Source organism: Variovorax sp. EL159 (genome assembly GCF_900100965.1).
In the GTDB taxonomy this organism is placed as follows: Bacteria; Pseudomonadota; Gammaproteobacteria; order Burkholderiales; family Burkholderiaceae_C; genus Variovorax.
The window spans coordinates 577,422-593,711 of the sequence record NZ_FMUJ01000003.1 but is presented as its reverse complement, the minus strand read 5'-3'; the positions used below and the strand labels follow the sequence as shown (position 1 = coordinate 593,711).

The 16,290-nt window shown below is 67.4% G+C and carries 16 protein-coding genes and 1 pseudogene; 8 read left to right on the top strand and 9 right to left on the bottom strand.

What is annotated here, in order from left to right; genetic code table 11:
* Nucleotides 1-100: 100 nt before the first annotated feature.
* Nucleotides 101-1,129, top strand: a complete 1,029-nt coding sequence (locus tag BLQ28_RS14805; protein ID WP_093240534.1) for an aldo/keto reductase — start codon at nt 101-103, stop codon at nt 1,127-1,129.
* On the opposite strand, the gene BLQ28_RS14800 is transcribed toward BLQ28_RS14805, so the two are convergent.
* On the bottom strand, nt 1,130-2,023 hold the full coding sequence (locus BLQ28_RS14800) for a LysR substrate-binding domain-containing protein (protein WP_093240532.1): 894 nt from the start codon (nt 2,021-2,023) through the stop codon (nt 1,130-1,132). It lies immediately after the preceding gene.
* Between the two features lie 188 nt (nt 2,024-2,211).
* Between BLQ28_RS14800 and BLQ28_RS14795 the strand changes: the two genes are divergently transcribed.
* The 3 genes from BLQ28_RS14795 to BLQ28_RS14785 are packed head-to-tail and all read left to right on the top strand — an operon-like array spanning nt 2,212 to nt 5,486.
* Nucleotides 2,212-3,357 (top strand): branched-chain amino acid ABC transporter substrate-binding protein, encoded by a 1,146-nt coding sequence (locus tag BLQ28_RS14795; RefSeq protein ID WP_093240529.1) that lies wholly within the window; start codon nt 2,212-2,214, stop codon nt 3,355-3,357.
* Nucleotides 3,358-3,370: 13 nt separating this feature from the next.
* Nucleotides 3,371-4,270 (top strand): delta(1)-pyrroline-2-carboxylate reductase family protein, encoded by a 900-nt coding sequence (locus BLQ28_RS14790; RefSeq protein WP_176801125.1) that lies wholly within the window; start codon nt 3,371-3,373, stop codon nt 4,268-4,270.
* A 43-nt stretch (nt 4,271-4,313) separates the two neighbouring features.
* The gene (locus BLQ28_RS14785; protein ID WP_093240524.1) at nt 4,314-5,486 is read left to right on the top strand and encodes an NAD(P)/FAD-dependent oxidoreductase; all 1,173 of its coding nucleotides are present in this window, start codon (nt 4,314-4,316) and stop codon (nt 5,484-5,486) included.
* Here BLQ28_RS14785 and BLQ28_RS14780 read toward each other — a convergent pair.
* Both BLQ28_RS14780 and BLQ28_RS14775 read right to left on the bottom strand, forming a co-directional pair.
* On the bottom strand, nt 5,483-6,733 hold the full coding sequence (locus tag BLQ28_RS14780; RefSeq protein ID WP_256327337.1) for a DUF3443 family protein: 1,251 nt from the start codon (nt 6,731-6,733) through the stop codon (nt 5,483-5,485). The two genes, BLQ28_RS14785 and BLQ28_RS14780, sit on opposite strands and share 4 nt — an antisense overlap.
* A gap of 141 nt (nt 6,734-6,874) precedes the next feature.
* Nucleotides 6,875-7,459: a DUF2844 domain-containing protein gene (locus BLQ28_RS14775; RefSeq protein WP_093240517.1), complete on the bottom strand. Its 585-nt coding sequence runs from the start codon at nt 7,457-7,459 to the stop codon at nt 6,875-6,877.
* Between the two features lie 172 nt (nt 7,460-7,631).
* On the opposite strand from BLQ28_RS14775, the gene BLQ28_RS14770 reads away from it, so the two are divergent.
* Entirely contained in the window at nt 7,632-8,657 is a 1,026-nt protein-coding gene (locus BLQ28_RS14770) for a class I fructose-bisphosphate aldolase (RefSeq protein ID WP_093240515.1), read from the top strand.
* Between the two features lie 95 nt (nt 8,658-8,752).
* Nucleotides 8,753-10,048 (top strand): acetyl-CoA hydrolase/transferase family protein, encoded by a 1,296-nt coding sequence (locus BLQ28_RS14765; RefSeq protein ID WP_093240512.1) that lies wholly within the window; start codon nt 8,753-8,755, stop codon nt 10,046-10,048.
* Between the two features lie 4 nt (nt 10,049-10,052).
* Here the strand turns inward: BLQ28_RS14765 and msrA are convergent, their stop codons facing one another.
* The 5 genes and pseudogenes from msrA to BLQ28_RS14740 all read right to left on the bottom strand — a co-directional run bounded on the left by msrA (nt 10,053) and on the right by BLQ28_RS14740 (nt 13,451).
* Entirely contained in the window at nt 10,053-10,754 is a 702-nt protein-coding gene (msrA, locus tag BLQ28_RS14760) for a peptide-methionine (S)-S-oxide reductase MsrA (protein ID WP_093240508.1), read from the bottom strand.
* Nucleotides 10,755-10,849: 95 nt separating this feature from the next.
* Nucleotides 10,850-11,572: pseudogene (locus BLQ28_RS14755) on the bottom strand (cytochrome c biogenesis CcdA family protein); the annotation flags it as partial.
* A gap of 88 nt (nt 11,573-11,660) precedes the next feature.
* Nucleotides 11,661-11,927, bottom strand: coding sequence for a pentapeptide MXKDX repeat protein (locus BLQ28_RS14750; protein WP_093240504.1), 267 nt, complete (start codon nt 11,925-11,927; stop codon nt 11,661-11,663).
* 100 nt (nt 11,928-12,027) lie between these two features.
* The gene (locus BLQ28_RS14745; RefSeq protein WP_093240501.1) at nt 12,028-12,819 is read right to left on the bottom strand and encodes a molybdopterin-binding protein; all 792 of its coding nucleotides are present in this window, start codon (nt 12,817-12,819) and stop codon (nt 12,028-12,030) included.
* Complete coding sequence (locus tag BLQ28_RS14740; RefSeq protein ID WP_093240499.1) at nt 12,816-13,451, bottom strand: cytochrome b/b6 domain-containing protein; 636 nt, start codon at nt 13,449-13,451, stop codon at nt 12,816-12,818. The genes BLQ28_RS14745 and BLQ28_RS14740 overlap by 4 nt, the downstream gene beginning before the upstream one ends.
* 97 nt (nt 13,452-13,548) lie before the next feature.
* On the opposite strand from BLQ28_RS14740, the gene BLQ28_RS14735 reads away from it, so the two are divergent.
* Both BLQ28_RS14735 and BLQ28_RS14730 read left to right on the top strand, forming a co-directional pair.
* Entirely contained in the window at nt 13,549-14,277 is a 729-nt protein-coding gene (locus BLQ28_RS14735) for a response regulator transcription factor (protein WP_093240496.1), read from the top strand.
* The gene (locus BLQ28_RS14730; RefSeq protein WP_093240495.1) at nt 14,274-15,767 is read left to right on the top strand and encodes a sensor histidine kinase; all 1,494 of its coding nucleotides are present in this window, start codon (nt 14,274-14,276) and stop codon (nt 15,765-15,767) included. Before BLQ28_RS14735 ends, BLQ28_RS14730 begins: the two co-directional genes overlap by 4 nt.
* Nucleotides 15,768-15,782: 15 nt before the next feature.
* On the opposite strand, the gene BLQ28_RS14725 is transcribed toward BLQ28_RS14730, so the two are convergent.
* Nucleotides 15,783-16,268 (bottom strand): YcxB family protein, encoded by a 486-nt coding sequence (locus tag BLQ28_RS14725; RefSeq protein ID WP_093240491.1) that lies wholly within the window; start codon nt 16,266-16,268, stop codon nt 15,783-15,785.
* Nucleotides 16,269-16,290: the final 22 nt, after the last annotated feature.

Genomic DNA, 16,290 nt, shown 5'->3' with positions numbered 1-16,290 from the left:
TGTCAGTGGGGCTTCGACGCCACGGCCAACAATGGCTGCGACGACAGGCCGACCTGCCTGCCGGAACCCCGTCCGTTTGTTCGCATGAAGGAGTCACACTTTGGAATACCGTCACCTGGGTAAATCGGGCCTCAAGGTCCCCGTGTTGAGTTTTGGCACCGGCACGTTCGGTGGCAAGGGCGAGTTCTTCAGCGCGTGGGGCAGCACCGACGTGGCCGAGGCGCGCAAGCTCATCGACATCTGCATCGACGCCGGCGTGAACATGTTCGACAGCGCCGACATCTACTCGGCCGGCGCAGCCGAATCGGTGCTCGGCGAAGCGATCAAGGGCCGGCCGCGCGACCGGCTCATCATCTCGACCAAGGCCACCTTCCGCAGCGGCGAGGGGGCGAACGACGTGGGCTCGTCGCGCCACCACCTCGTGCAGGCGGTCGATGCCGCGCTCAAGCGGCTGGGCACCGACTACATCGACCTGTTCCAGCTGCACGGCTTCGACGCGAGCACGCCGGTCGAGGAAACCGTGTCCACGCTCGACGACCTCGTGCGCGCGGGCAAGCTGCGCTATGTGGGCGCCTCGAACTTTTCGGGCTGGCACCTGATGAAGTCGCTGGCGGTGGCCGAGCGCTACGGCTACGCGCGCTATGTGGCGCACCAGGCTTATTACTCGCTGGTCGGCCGCGACTACGAGTGGGAGCTGATGCCGCTGGCCAAGGACCAGGGCGTGGGTGCCGTGGTCTGGAGCCCGCTGGGCTGGGGCCGGCTCACGGGCAAGATCCGCCGCGGCCAGCCGCTGCCCGCCAACAGCCGCCTGCACGTGACGGCCGACATGGGCCCGCCGGTGGCCGACGAGTTGCTGTTCCGCGTGGTCGATGCGCTGGAAAAGATCGGTGCCGAAACCGGCAAGACCGTGCCGCAGGTTGCGCTCAACTGGCTGCTGCAACGGCCGACCGTGTCAACGGTGGTGGTCGGCGCGCGCGACGAGGCGCAACTGCGCCAGAACCTGGGTGCCGTCGGCTGGAACCTCACGCCCGCGCAGGTCGCCGAACTCGATGCGGCCAGCACCACGACACGGGCGTATCCGTACTGGCACCAGCAAGGTTTTCTCGAGCGAAACCCGAACCCTGTTTAATCAAGCAGGCGTCAACCCGAGCACCCATGTCTTGAAGTGCTCCAGCGCCCCGGAGGCCGGCCGGCCTTCGGGGTACGCGAAGTAGTAGCCCTGGCGCACGTCCAGGTGCCGGTCCACCGGGATCACCAGTTCCCCGGCGCGCAGCTCGTGTTCGATCAGGATGCGCGGCGCCAAGCCGATGCCCATGCCGGCGGCAGTGGCCGCCACCACCATCGTGAACAGCTCGTAGCGCGGCCCGCGCGAGGCGTGCACCGTGTAGTCCCACCCTTGCTGTGCGTACCAGTCGCGCCATGCGTGGGCACGCGTGCTCAGGTGCACGTGGCGGCAGCGCTCGAAGCCGGCTTCGTCCCATGGTCCGTTGGCATCGCGAAATGCGGGGCTGCAGACCGGCACCATCTCGCCCTCGGCAAAGATCAGCCCGCCGCGCGTGTCGGGCCAGAACTGGTCGCCGAAGTAGATGGCCGCGTCGTAGGCGTTTTCCTGAAAGGAGAAGGGCTGCGAGCGCGCCGACAGGTTGACGGTGATGTTCGGGTGCAGCCGGCTGAACTCGGGCAGCCGGGGAATGAGCCACTGCGTGGCGAAGGTCGGCACCACGGCCAGTTCGAGCACGAAGCCCATCTCGTGGCCCGCGCTGATCTCCAGCGTGTCGCGGCGGATCTGGTCGAGGTGGCGGCGGATGCGCGCCGCGTATTCGCGCCCCACCTCGGTGAGCGTCAGCCGCCGGCGCACGCGCGAGAACAGCGGCACGCCGAGCCGCTGCTCGAGCATGGCCACCTGCCGGCCGACCGCGCTCTGCGTCAGCGCCAGCTCGGTGGCTGCGCGCGTGAAGCTCCCTAGCCGCGCCGAAGCCTCGAAGGCCTGGAGCGCGCCGAGGTTGGGAATGTCTTTTCTCATCGATTCACTGCCTGTTGTCTCTGTCTTCTTGTCGAAGCACCCGCCGTGCCTGCTTCGCGGAAACCGCGCCAGGGCACCGGCTTCCTTCCGCGCCTGCACAACGTTGTGAGTATTTAGCGTTTGTTCCGCACGCGGTCACGACTCTATTCTGCGTGCCGACCCCTGCCAACGATACGAGGAGACTTCCGATGATTGTTTCGTGCAAACGGCGCGCCGCCTTGGGCATCGCGCTCGCTTCCGTCCTGGGCCTGCCCGCCGCCGCGTGGGCGCAGGCCGAGCAGACCGTCACCATCGGCCACGCCGGCCCGCTGACCGGTGGCGCCGCCCACTGGGGCAAAGACAACGACAACGGCGCGCGGCTCGCGGTCGAAGACCTGAACAAGCAGGGCCTGGTGATCGGCGGCAAGAAGATCAAGTTCGTGCTGCAGTCCGAAGACGACCAGGCCGACCCCAAGCAGGCGATGGTGGTCGCCAACAAGCTGGCCGACATGGGCGTGAAGGGCATGCTCGGCCACTTCAACTCGGGCGCGGCCATTCCGGCATCGGCCGTCTACAGCCGCGCGGGGCTGCCCGACGTGTCGACCGCCACCAACCCGACCTTTACCAAGCAGGGCTACGACAACGTCTTTCGCATCCTGGCCAGCGACGACGACGTGGGCGTTGCCATCGCCAACTTCACCGTGAAGGACCTGAAGGCGAAGAGCATCGCGGTGATCGACGACCGCACCGCCTACGGCCAAGGCGCCGCCGAGGTGTTCACGCGCGGCGTGAAGGCGCTGGGCGGCAACATCGTGGCGCAGGAGTACGGCAGCGACAAGGCCACCGACTTCATGGCCATCCTGACCACCATCAAGGCCAAGCAGCCCGACGTGGTGTTCTACGGCGGCATGGACGCGCAGGGCGGCCTGATCGCGCGCCAGATGAAGCAACTGGGCATCACCGCCAAGCTGCTCGGCACCGACGGGCTGTGCACCAACGAGGTCGCCAAGATCAGCGCGGGCGCCGTCGATGGCCTGCTGTATTGCACGCGCGGCGGCAAGGAGCTGGAGAAGACCCCGAAGGGCGCCGAATTCGAGCAGCGCTACAAGGCCCGCTTCGGTGTCGACGTGCTGACCTACGCGCCGTACCTCTACGACGCCATGATGGCGCTGGCCGCGGGCATGCGCGCGGCCAACTCCGTCGAGCCCGAGGCCTACCTGCCGGCCATGCGCAAGGTGAAGTTCGACGGCGTGACCGGCACCATCAGCTTCGATGCCAAGGGCAACCTGCAGAAGCCCGACTTCACCGTTTTCACCTACAAGGACGGCAAGCGCGTTCGCGTGGCCGGCTCCTGACGCCAGCACCCGCATGCGAACCCTGAACGCGGCGGAAACCGCCGCAGCGCTTCCCTACGGTGCGCTGGTCGATGCGCTGCTGCAGATGTTTGAGCGCGAACGCCGGGGCGAGGCGCATGCCGCCCCCCGCACGTGCGTGCCGCTCGCGGCCGATGGCGTCATGCTGCTGATGCCCGCGGCCGATCTGCGCTTCGCGGTGCTGAAGACCGTGACTGTGCACGCCGGCAACGCCGCGCAGGGCCTGCCGGTGGTGCAGGGCGACGTCACCTTGATGGACGCGGCCAACGGCAACCGGCTGCTCGGGATGGATGGCAATGTGCTGACCGCCCGGCGCACTGCGGCGTTGTCGCTGGCGGGTGCCATGCGGGCAGGGCGCAAGGGCGGGGCTCGCATGCTGCTGATCGGCGCGGGCGTTCAGGCGCACGCGCATGCCGAGGCTTTTGCCGAGGTGTGGGGCGTGCGGCACCTGCAGGTTCACGCTCGCTCGCAGGCACATGCTGAAGCGCTGGCGCAACACATGCGTGCGCGCGGTGTCGATGCCAGTGCGGTCGCCGGCCCCACGGCCGCGGCCGCGGAAGCCGACGTGGTCGTGGCCACGACCAATTCATGCGATCCCGTGGTGCCGCCGCAATTGCGGCCGGACGCCACCGTGATCGCCATCGGCGCCTACCGCGCCGACATGGCCGAAGTGCCGCCCGAGGTGGTGCGGCGCTGCGCCGTGTTTGTGGATACGCTGGAGGGCGCGCGCGCCGAAGCGGGCGACCTGATCCAGGCCGATGTCGACTGGTCCGCCGTGCAGGCCTTTGCCGGCGCATCGTCCGTGGCGGCCGACCGGCCGGTGCTGGTCAAGACCGTGGGCCATGCGCTGTGGGACCTGGCGGCGGCGCAACTGGCGTACAAGAATCAGCAATGACGCCGGCAGCGATGCCGGGCAGAAGCAAGAAGAAAGGCAATTCATGCGTCGTGTGGTGATCATCGGCGGCGGTGCCATCGGCTCCGCCATCGCCTACTTCCTGACCCGGGAGCCGAAAGAGGAGCCCTTCGAGGTCACGGTGGTCGAGCGCGACTTTTCGTACAAGCAGGCGTCGTCGGCGCTGTCGGCCAGTTCGATCCGCCAGCAGTTCTCGACCGCCATCAACATCGAGATGTCGCTCTATGGCATCGACTTCTTCCGCAAGCTCGGCGAGACCCTGCGCGTGGGCGACGACGTGCCCGACATCGGCCTGGTCGAGCCCGGCTACCTCTACCTGGCTTCACAGGCCGGCGTCGACGTGCTGCGCGAGAACCATGCGATGCAGAAGGCGCACGCGGTCGACGTGGCGCTGATGACGCCCGACGAGCTGAAGGCGCGCTTTCCGTGGATCTCGACCGACGGCGTCGCGCTCGCATCGCTCGGCCTCTCGGGCGAAGGCTGGTACGACGGCTACAGCCTGCTGCAGGCCTTCCGCAAGAAGGCTGTGTCGCAAGGCGTGCGCTATGTGCAGGCTCATGCCACCGGCTTGCGGCGCAAGGGGCGCGCGCTGACCGGTGTCGAACTCGACGGCGGCCAGGTGCTCGATGCCGACGTGGTCGTCAACGCGGCGGGCGCCTGGGCCGCGAAGGTCGCCGACTGGGCGGGCATCGCGCTGCCGGTGCGCGGGCGCCGCCGCAGCGTGTTCAGCTTTTCATGCCCCGATGCGTTGCCGGGCTGCCCGCTGGTGATCGACACCTCGGGCATCTGGCTGCGCCCCGAGGGCCGGCAGTTCATCTGCGGCTTTGCGCCGCCCGAGGCGCAAGACCACGACGACGTGCCGCTCGACGTCGAGTACGACGCCTTCGACAACTTCATCTGGCCTGCGCTGGCCGAGCGCGTGCCGGCTTTCGAGGCGATCCGCATGACGGGCGCCTGGGCCGGCTACTACGAGATGAACGTGTTCGACCACAACGCCATCCTCGGCCTGCATCCCGACTGCGACAACCTGTTCTTTGCGAACGGCTTCTCGGGGCATGGGTTGCAGCAATGCCCGGCAGCGGGGCGGGGTGTGGCGGAGTTGATCCGCTTTGGCGAATACCGCAGCCTCGAGCTTTCTGCGGTCTCGTTCGACCGCATCCTCAAGAACCGGCCGCTGCTCGAAAAGAACGTGATCTAGGGCGACGCCAGCGCGGTGAACGGCCCCGCCTGGCCCAGCGCCGTCTGCCCTTCGTTCAGCACGGCCACCAGCCTGCCGTAGAAAAACGGCAAGCCGAAATCGATGGCGCCGTTGATGCCGGTGCCGGCCACATCGTTGACCGCCACCGCACCCGGGTTGCTCGTGAACAGCGACTGCGCATTCGCGATCGAGAAGTTCTGGCTCAACGAAGACCCGCCTGCCGCGGTGAAGCTGGCCGACAGGGGCAATGAACTCGCGGGGCAATAGAAGCCTGAAAACGAACCGCTCGGGCATTTGGCAATCGCGGAATCGTTCAGAAAGAAGAAGTTCGAGCCGCTGTCCAGAAAGCTGTCGGGAAAGCTCGTGCCCTTGTAGGTCGCCGAGACGGCGAGCGTCTGCGGATTGGTCCGCAGCACCGTCGCGCCGCTCATGGCGTTGTTGGATTGCGTGCCGACGCCGAAGTAGAGCGTGCCGAGCGTCGTGCCTTGGCCTGCCGCCGAGATCGCGGGCAGGCTGAGCACCACCCCGTTGTTGTCTTGCGCGAAAGCGGCCACGAGGTTCTGGGCCTGCATCGCGAGGGGCACCATGCTTCCCTGGCACGCACCTCCCGAGGGGCAGGTGTAGTAGGTGGCCGCAACGACCTGCTGCGCGCAGGCCGTACCGCAATCGTGCAGGAAGGCGGCCATGCCGATGATGCCGTTCGTTCCGAGGTCGGCGGGGGTGTTTTCAGCCGCCAGCGTGCCGTTGTCCGAGCATGTGACCGGGGCGCCGCCCGCCGCCGTATCGCCCACGATCTGCAGCGGTTGCGCCGCCGCCGACTTCGGCCCGAGCGTGACGTCGGCCACGCGCATCGTTCCCCAGGTGTAGCCATCGAGGAACTGCTGGCATGCATTCAGTGGCGCACTGTTCACCGACTCGCGCGGCAGGGCCGCGAGCAGCGAAGGATTGATGGCGGCGGCGGTGATCCGCAAGCCCGTGGAGCCGGTGTCGATCAGCACGTTGTTGATCGTCTGGCAGTTGCTCGTTCCCGGCGCGCAGAGCTGCACGCTGACCTGTGGAAGATTGACCCCGCTCGAACCCGTTCCACGGTCCACCGTGACGGTCATCGAATTTTGTGTGCTTGCCGCCGGGGCTGGGGCCGGTGCAGGGGCCGGAGCCGCGACAGGGGGCAACCCGATCGGCAGGCCACCGCCGCCTCCACCGCCGCCCCCGCCGCAGGCCGCGAGGCCCGCCGCGCATGCAGCCATGGCCGCAGCCCTGAGAAGCCAGGCTTTGGCGCCCGGGCGCATTGCCTTCGCACGCGCGCTGGCGCCGGTCATGCGTTCGTTGCTTGCCTGCTGTGATTCCATGGGCATGTTGGCTGGTGACTGAATCAAGGGTTGAGAGGCTCAGGAGCCTGGCGGGATCGACAGCGCATCCGGACTGACGCCGGCAGGCAGCAGTTTCGGCAGCCAGGCAACGCCCGTCGAAGAGCGTTGGTGCGTGGAGGCCTGCACCGCGAACGTCTCGTCATTCTGCGAAGTCGTGCCGTGCGAACCCTTGCCTTGCAGGCGCAGCGCGCGTGCGTTCCGGGACATCTGCGTGGCGTACTGGGTGCCTAGCAAGACCGAGAGCTCGGGCCGGTGCGAGCCGCGCCACGCCACCGCGAACACGACACCGTCCGCCGTCAGGTATTCGCGCTCGATCAGGCCGTCGGGCAGCGTGGTTTCGCGCGTGGTCCAGCTTGGCGTTGTTCCGGTCGTTGCGCTGCCGCCCGTTGCCTGTTCGGTGCTGGTCGCCGGGCTACTGGCCTTGTTCGACTCGACAGCAAGGCGCTGAACCGAACGCGCGCTGGCGGCGCTCAGCGTGGGGGCGCCCCCCAGTTCGGCAAACGCCGAGGGCATGCCGGCCGCGCCGAGCGCAAGCGCGAAGCCGCCCAGCAGGGCGGCCCGTTGGGCACGATGCGCATGACATTTTTGTGACCTGCTCTTCATGCAGTTTTCCTTTGACGTGCCGACGCGCGGAGATTACATCTCGTTGGCACCGGGTGGGCAAAGACCTGTGTGCCTGCATAGGCTGGCACGCCAAGTCGGCCAGCGATCAGGTTGGCGGTGTTAACGAGTTCGCGGCGAGGGCGTAGGATCGCCGCCAGAGAGGTGTCCCGACATGACCGCACAGACATTGATCGATACCGCGCAGGCGCTGGTCGCCGGCGACAAGGGCCTGCTCGCGATGGACGAGAGCAACGCCACCTGCAACAAGCGCTTCGCGGCGCTGGGCATTCCGCAGACCGAGGCCGCGCGGCGCGACTGGCGCGAACTGATCGTGACTGCGCCCGGCCTGGGCGACAGCATCGGCGGCGCGATCTTGTTCGACGAAACCATCCGGCAGAAGACGAATGCCGGCACGCCGTTCGCCAAGGCGCTGGCCGACGTCGGCATCATCCCGGGCATCAAGGTCGACATGGGCGCGAAGGCGCTGGCGGGCCATCCGGGCGAGACGGTCACCGAGGGCCTCGACGGGTTGCGCGAACGGCTGGCCGAATACGTCGGCATGGGCGCGCGCTTTGCCAAGTGGCGCGGCGTGATCGCCATCGGCGACGGCCTGCCCAGCCGCGCCTGCATCGACGTCAATGCCCATGCGCTCGCGCGCTATGCGGCGCTGTGCCAGGAGGCCGGCGTGGTCCCCATCGTCGAGCCCGAGGTGCTGATGGACGGCGACCATTCGCTCGCGCGCTGCGCGCAGGTGACCGAAGAGGTTCTGCGCGAAGTGTTCGTCCAGCTGAACGCGCAAGGCGTGCTGCTGGAAGGCATGCTGCTCAAGCCGAACATGGTGCTGCCGGGGCATGGCAGCCAGGTGCAAGATTCTGTCGAGGCCGTGGCCGATGCCACCGTCGCCTGTCTATTGCGCACCGTGCCAGCGGCCGTGGCCGGCGTGGCGTTCCTGTCGGGCGGGCAGTCGGCGCAGCTGGCGTCGGCCCGGCTGAATGCGATGAACACGAAGTTCAGGTCGCGCCTGCCGTGGGCGCTGACCTTTTCCTTTTCCCGTGCGGTGCAGCAGCCGGCGCTCGATGCATGGAAGGGCGATGCGGCCAACGTCGCGGTGGCCCAGCAAGCGCTGGTGTTCCGCACCCGCAGCAACCGGGCGGCGCGCCGTGGGGAGTACGACGCGCAGAAGGACGCGCCGCGCTGAGCGATCACTCGTTCAAGCAGGCAATCGAGCAAAGACTCGATCAATCAAGCAAGCAATCGATCGACCAACAGACAACGAGAGACAAGACCCGCTTCATGACGATGCAAGACCTGTACGCGCAAAAGCGCGTTTCCGCAGCCGATGCCGTGCGCCAGGTGCGCAACGGCGACATGATCATCGTGCCGACCGGCGTCGGCGAGCCACCCACGCTGCTGACCGCACTGTCTGAGCAGCGGCGCGACTTCCGCGACGTCAAGGTGGCGCAGATTCTTGCGATGCGCAAGTACGCCTACATCGACCCCGAGACGGCCGAGCATGTGCGGCACGTGGCGCTGTTCTTCGGCGGCGCCACCCGCGCGGGCGGGCAGGAGGGCTGGATCGATTTCATCCCCAACTACTTCTCGGAGATACCGGCGCAGATCGAGCGCGAACAGATCCCGGCCGAGGTGGTGTTCAGCATGGCGTCGCCTATGGACGCGCACGGCTACTTTGCCGTGAGCCTGGGCGCCGACTACACCATGGCCGCCATTGCGAAGGCGCGCGCGGTGGTGCTGGAGGTGAACCCGAACGTGCCCTTTGCGTGTGGCGACTGCCACGTGCACATCTCGCAGGTGGCGGCGCTGGTCGAAAGCGACGCACCGGTGATGGAAGTCGGCCTGCCGAAGATCGGCCCCGTGCAGGAGGCTATCGGCAAGCACGTGGCCGAGCTGATCGACGACGGCTCGACGCTGCAGATCGGCTACGGCGGCATTCCCGATGCGGTGGTGATGCAGCTCACGGGCAAGCGCGACCTGGGCATCCACACCGAGATGATCGGCGACGGCATCCTCACGCTGGTCGAAAGCGGCGCCGTCACCAACCGCCGCAAGAACTACCTGCCGGGCAAGTCGGTCGCCACCTTCGCGCTGGGTTCGAGCAAGCTGTATCGCTTCATGGACCGCAACCCGGCGCTCGAGATGCACCCGGTGAACTTCACCAACGATCCGGCGCTGGCGGGGCTGAACGACAACCTCATCGCCATCAACGCCACCATGCAGATCGACCTGCTCGGGCAATGCGGCTCCGAGAGCCTGGGGCACGCGCCGTATTCGGGCACGGGCGGGCAGTCGGACTTCGTGCGCGCGGCGAACCGCTCGCGGGGCGGCAAGGCCTTCATCGTGCTGCCCTCGACCGCCAAGGGCGACACCATATCGCGCATCGTGCCGTCGCTCTCGCCCGGCACGCATGTGAGCACGAGCAAGAACGACATCAACTACGTGGTCACCGAATACGGCGTGGCGCAGTTGCGCGGCAAGTCGGCGAAGCAGCGCGCGCAGGCGCTGATCGCCATAGCGCACCCGAACTTTCGCGCGGAGCTGACCGAGCAGGCCAGGCGCGCGAAGCTGCTCTGACTACTCAGCTGGCCTTGGCCGCGCGCACCAATGACGGCGTGGCCTTGTAGCTTTCGGGGAAGAGCTTCTTCAGGTCATCGATCTTCGGCAGGTCGTTGATCGCGATGTAGGGCTGGTTGGGGTGCAGCGTCAGGTAGTCCTGGTGGTAGTCCTCGGCCGCATAGAAGGGCTTGGACATCTCGACGGTGGTCGCGAGCGGCTTGCCGAAAGTCTTGGCCTGGTTGAGCTGCGCGATGTAGTCCCTGGCAACGCGGGCCTGTTCGGCGTTTTCGGCGAACACCGTCGAGCGGTACTGCGTGCCGCTGTCGGGCCCCTGGCGGTTGAGTTCGGTCGGGTCGTGCGCCACCGAGAAGTAGATCTGCAGCAGCTTGCCGTAGCTGACCTGCTGCGGGTCGTAGGTGATGCGCACCGATTCGGCATGGCCGGTGCTGCCCGAGCCGACTTCGTCGTAGCGCGCCGTTTTTGCGTCGCCGCCGGCATAGCCCGACACCGCGTTGCTCACGCCCTTGACGCGCTGGAACACGCCCTGCACGCCCCAGAAGCAGCCGCCGGCGAACACCGCGGTTTCGGTCCTCGCGGTCGGCGGGGCCACAAGGTCGACGGTGGGCGCGGGCACGCGGCGGGCCGTTTCGGCGAACGAGGGCACGGCATGCCAGACCAGCAGCGCGGCGGCGAGCGTGCCTGCGGTGAGTGCGAAGGATTTCATGGGGTCTCCTTGAGAGAGGTGTCGGTCGCGAAACCGGTTGACGAGACGTTGACGCCAAACCTGCCGGGCGTCAATGGCGGCTGCTGTGGGTGAAAGCGTTCGAGCAGGCGCTGCTCCAGGCCAGTGCCGCCGTCGCCGGACGACCATTGCGCCAGCAGGCCCGTGTCGAGCCCGAGGGCCACGGCACCCACGCCCGCGAGCACCGCCACGCCCAGGCCCTTGCGCACCCATTCGCCGACGCCCAGCGAGCGCTTCATGGCCGCGAACAGCCGGCCGCCGGTCCACAGGGCGAGGGCGAGCGAACTGGCCGCGCCGGCTGCATAGGCCAGCAGCAGCAATGAGGTCTGCACGCTGGCGCCGTGGATCGCGGCACCGGCCAGCACGAGGCCCAGCACCGGGCCGGCGCAGGGTGCCCACAGCAGGCCGGTGGCGATGCCGAGGATGAAAGAAGGAACAGGGGACGCCGGTGCGCGCCGTGCCTTGCGATCGGCCGCATCGGACAGCCGCGCCCCCAACGCCACCAGCGGCTGCGCAAGCCGTGCCGAAAGGCGCGGTGCCAGCAGCGTGAGGCCGAGCAGTGCCAGCATCGCCATCGCGAGGTAGCGGCCGATTTCGTTGGCATGCACCGCCCATGCGCCCCCGACCGCCGCGAGGCTGGCCACGGCGGCGAAGGTGAGCGCCATGCCCGCCAGCAGCGGCAGGCCGCTGGGCGCAAAGGGCTGGTCGACCCGCGCGAACACAAAGGGCACGATGGGCAGGATGCAGGGCGCGAAGATGGTGAGCGCGCCGCTCAGGAACGACAGCACGAACAGGATCACGAAGGCTCCTTCGGTGCGGGTCGCAGCGGGCGGCGCATGGCTTGCAAGGCAGAGGCGGGGGAAGAAGAAAGAGGAAAGCGCCCGGCGCTTACTTCTTCATCTCGTCCTTGCCCATGCTGTCCTTGGCCATGGCGTCCTTCTTCATGCCGTCCTTCGACATCGAATCCTTGGCCATCGAGTCCTTCTTCATGCCGTCCTTGGCCATGCCGTCCTTCGCCATGGCGTCTTTCTTCATGCCGTCCTTGGACATCGAGTCCTTGGCCATGCCGTCTTTCGCCATCTCGTCGGCAGCGAAGGCCGAGGCGCCAGCGAAGGCCATGCAGGTTGCGAGCAGGGTTGCGGTGAGCTTGTTCATTTGAAGTCTTCCAGTTGAGGTTTCGTTTTCAAAAAATGGCGCGGTTCCAGGGAACGCGGCCTCGCACTTTCATCGGCAGTCGAGCGGCTGCGGCAGCCGCTCAGCTCCCTCCGAACCAGTTGTAGCCCTGGTCTTCCCAGTAGCCACCGGGATAGGTGTTGGTGACGAAAATCGCCTTGATGTGTTTCGGGTTCTTGTAGCCAAGCTTGGTGGGCATGCGCAGCTTCATCGGAAAGCCGTACTTGGGCGGCAAGGGCTGGCCGTCGTAGGTCAGCGTCAGCAGCGTCTGCGGGTGCAGCGCGGTGGGCATGTCGATGCTGGTGTAGTAGTCGTCGGCGCACTTGAAGCCGACGTACTTGGCCGTGGTGTCGGTGCCGATGTGGCGCAGGAAGTCGGCAAAGCGCACGCCGCCCCATTTGCCGATGGCGCTCCAGCCTTCCACGCAGATGTGCCGCGTGATCTGGTCGTGCTGCGGCATGGCGCGCAGCTCGGGCAGCGTCCAGCTGCGCTTGTCGGCGACCATGCCGGTCACTTCGAGCTTGTAGCTGGCTTCGTCCACCTCGCGGACCTCGTCCTCGCCGTAGTAGGCATTGAACGGAAAGGGGCGCGTGATTTCCGATTCAGCGTAGGTCGGCGCAAGCTGCGTGGGGCTGAAGATGAGGCCCTGCACCTTGTCGTTGAAGCGCGAGATCTTCGTCAGCGCCGCTTCGACGTGGCTCTCGTCGCTGATGCTGCAGCCCGTGAGCAGCGACAGGCCACCCAGCGTCAGCGAGCGCTGCAAGAAGGCGCGGCGCGCGGGCTGGTCGAGCTTCTTCGCAATCAGCGAGCGGGCTTCGCGCACCACGGCGTCGCCGTCGATGCCGGTCAGGGAGGGGGCTTTGAAGATTTTCATCGGGCTTTGGGCGCGCGGCCGCGGATCATGGTCAGCAGGGTGCGGGGAACCAGCGCCACCATCACAAGGTGCAGCGCCACGAAGGCGACGATGGCGGCCATGGCAAAGAAGTGGATGCGACGCGCAAACTCGTAGCCGCCGAGCAGGTCGCGCAGCACGGCGAACTGCACCGACTTCCACAGCACCAGGCCCGACAGCACGATCACGATCAGGTCGAGCATCACGAACAGGTAGGCCAGGCGCTGCACGCTGTTGTAGCGGCGCGGGTCGGCATGCGAGAGCTGGCCCTTCAGTGCCGCCAGCGCGTCGTGCCAGATGCCCGCCGGCGTGACCGGGAAGAACTTGGCCGCGAACCGGCCGCTGGCGATGTTGATGGCCAGGTACACGAAGCCGTTGAAGACCAGCAGCCACATGGCGGCAAAGTGCCACTGCAGCGCACCGCCGAGCCAGCCGCCGAGCGTGATCACGGTCGGGATGGTGAACGGGAAGAAGGGCGACGCGTCGTAGATGCGCCAGCCGCTCGTGACCAGGATCAGCACGGCCAGCGCGTTCAGCCAGTGCGTGATGCGCATCCACAGCGGGTGGATGGGGCGGGCATCGGGTGCGGTGCTTGCGATGGCGGTGCTGTTCATGGGGCGGATTGTTGGGCGCACCCCATGGCCGATTCATCACGCAAAGTTCAATTAATCGTGATAACTCCAAAACCCGTATCGCGGGACAATCGGCGCCATGGACACCCCCAAGCGCGTGCTGATCGTCGAAGACGACGCCCACATTGCCGAACTGCTGCGCATGCACCTGCGCGACGAAGGCTATGGGGTGGAACACGCCGCCGACGGCCACGCCGGCCTGCGCGAACTGGAGCGCGGCAACTGGGACGCGCTGGTGCTCGACCTGATGCTGCCCGGCATCGACGGCCTCGAAATCTGCCGCCGCGCCCGCGCCATGGCCCGCTACACGCCGATCATCATCATCAGCGCGCGGTCGAGCGAAGTGCACCGCATCCTCGGGCTGGAGTTGGGCGCCGACGATTACCTCGCCAAGCCTTTCTCGGTGCTGGAGCTGGTGGCGCGGGTGAAGGCGCTGCTGCGGCGCACCGACGCGCTGGCACGCAATGCGCGCATGGAGTCGGGCAGCCTCACGCTGGGCAACCTGGACATCGAGCCGCTGGCGCGCGAGGTGCGCGTCGAAGGCAAGCTCATCGAACTCACGCCGCGCGAGTTCGACTTGCTGTACTTCTTCGCAAGGCATCCGGGCAAGGTGTTCTCGCGGCTCGACCTGCTCAACCAGGTCTGGGGCTACCAGCACGACGGCTACGAGCACACGGTCAACACGCACATCAACCGGCTGCGCACCAAGGTCGAGGCCGACCCGGCCGAACCGCGCCGCATCCTGACGGTCTGGGGGCGAGGCTACAAGCTGTCGGCCACTGGGACCGGCGAGGAGGGCGCCGCATGATGGCCTGGGCCACGCTGTCGCGGCGGCTGTCCGCGGTGTTCGCGGTGCTGCTGCTGGCCTGCTGCGGCGCGTCGGCATGGCTGCAGATGCGCGCCAACGGGCAGCACGAGCAGGAAGTGATCCAGCGGCTGTCGAGCGGCCTGGCGGCGCACATCGCGGGCAACTCCGAGCTGATGCGGCCCGGCGGCCTCAACCAGGACGCGGTGAAGGACCTGTTCGACAAGCTGATGGCCGTGAACCCCAGCGTCGAGGTCTACCTGCTCGACCCCGAGGGCCGCATCGCGGCGCAGGCGGCACCGCCCGGCCACCTGAAGCACGACAAGGTCGATCTTGCGCCGATCCGCCGCTTGCTCGGGGGCGCGCCGCTGCCGGTGCTGGGCGACGATCCGCGCGGCGAGGGTGGCGCCGGCAAGGTGTTCAGCGTGGCGCCCCTGCGTGTCGATGGGCGCGATGCCGGCTTTGTCTACGTGGTGCTGCAGGGCGAAGACCACGACGCGCTGGCCGCCAACGTTGCAGCCAACAACGTGCTGCGCACCACGCTCTGGTCGATGGGGCTGGTGGCATTGCTGGGTCTGCTCGCGGGGCTGGCGGCCTTCCGGCTCATCACCCGGCCGCTGCGCGAGCTGACGGCGGCGGTCAAGCGCTTCGAGACCGAAGGCATCGCATCGCTGGAGCACGAAACGCCCCGGCTGGAGCGGCTGTCGCGCGGCAATGACGAAATCGCCCAACTGGGCGAAGCCTTCACGCAGATGACGCGCCGCATCGCCGAGCAATGGCGCGAACTCACGCTGCAGGACCAGCAGCGCCGCGAGCTCTTCGCCAACATCTCGCACGACCTGCGCACGCCGCTCACGTCACTGCATGGGTATCTTGAAACGCTGCTGCTCAAGGCCGGCACGCTGAGCGAGGAAGAGCGACGCCGCTACCTGGAGATCGCACTCGGCCAGAGCCGCAAGGTCGGGCGCCTGGCGCAAGAGGTGTTCGAGCTGGCGCGGCTCGAATACGGCGTGGTCAAGCCCGAGAAGGAAAGCTTTGCGCTGGCCGATCTTGTGCAGGACGTGTTCCAGAAGTTCGAGCTGGCGGCCGAGGCGCGCCACCAGCAGCTGAAGCCCGACATCGCGCCGGGCCTGCCGGTGGTGTCGGCCGACCTCGGCATGATCGAGCGCGTGCTGACCAACCTGCTGGACAACGCGATCCGTCACACGCCGGCAGGCGGCCAGATCGAGGTGCAGTTGCGTGCCCAGAACGGCGGCGTGGCAGTGCAGGTGAGCGACACGGGGCCGGGCATTCCGGGTGAACTGCAGAAGGCGTTGTTCATGCGCCCCGTGTTCATGAGCGGCTCGCGCACCGACAGCGCCAGCAGCGGCGGCCTGGGCCTGGTGATCGTCAAGCGCATCCTGCAGCTGCACGACAGCGACATCAGGCTCGTGCAGCAGGCGGACAAGGGCGCGGTGTTCCGCTTTCAGCTCGGTGGTGCGTTGGGCGGCTGAGCCGCTTCGTTCGGTTCAGGCCTCGGGGCCGACGCGCTGCTTTAGTTGCGCGATGAGCCCCTGCAGATCGAAGCCCTGCTCGGCCACCGACTTGGGCAGGATGTGAAAGATGCGGGGCATCGGGTAGATCAGCACGAAGCGGTCGTTCTGCCGCCACTTCAGGATGTTCTCCCAGACGATGGTGCCTTCGCCATGCGGGGAGCTCAGGCGCAGGCCGCTGGCGAGCAGCTCGGCACCGAATTCCGAATGCATGGCCTTGTACTTTCGATAGTGGCGACGGGCCATCACTGGTGCAACGACAAGGGCAATCAGGATCACGCCGACGCCGCCACCCAATCCGCCCAGAGCAATGGGCCACATCGCGGGACCGCTGAGCAACGCGCCAACCATCACCAGCACCGCCAGGCCGGCCAGCAGCGCCCAGCGCGCCCGGGTCATCCGCGCGAAGGTCTTCATCGCTGCGGCGTAGTCGTCTTCGGAGATCCTGAATTTCGCGATCATGGGCTGCTGTAGATGGTTTGCC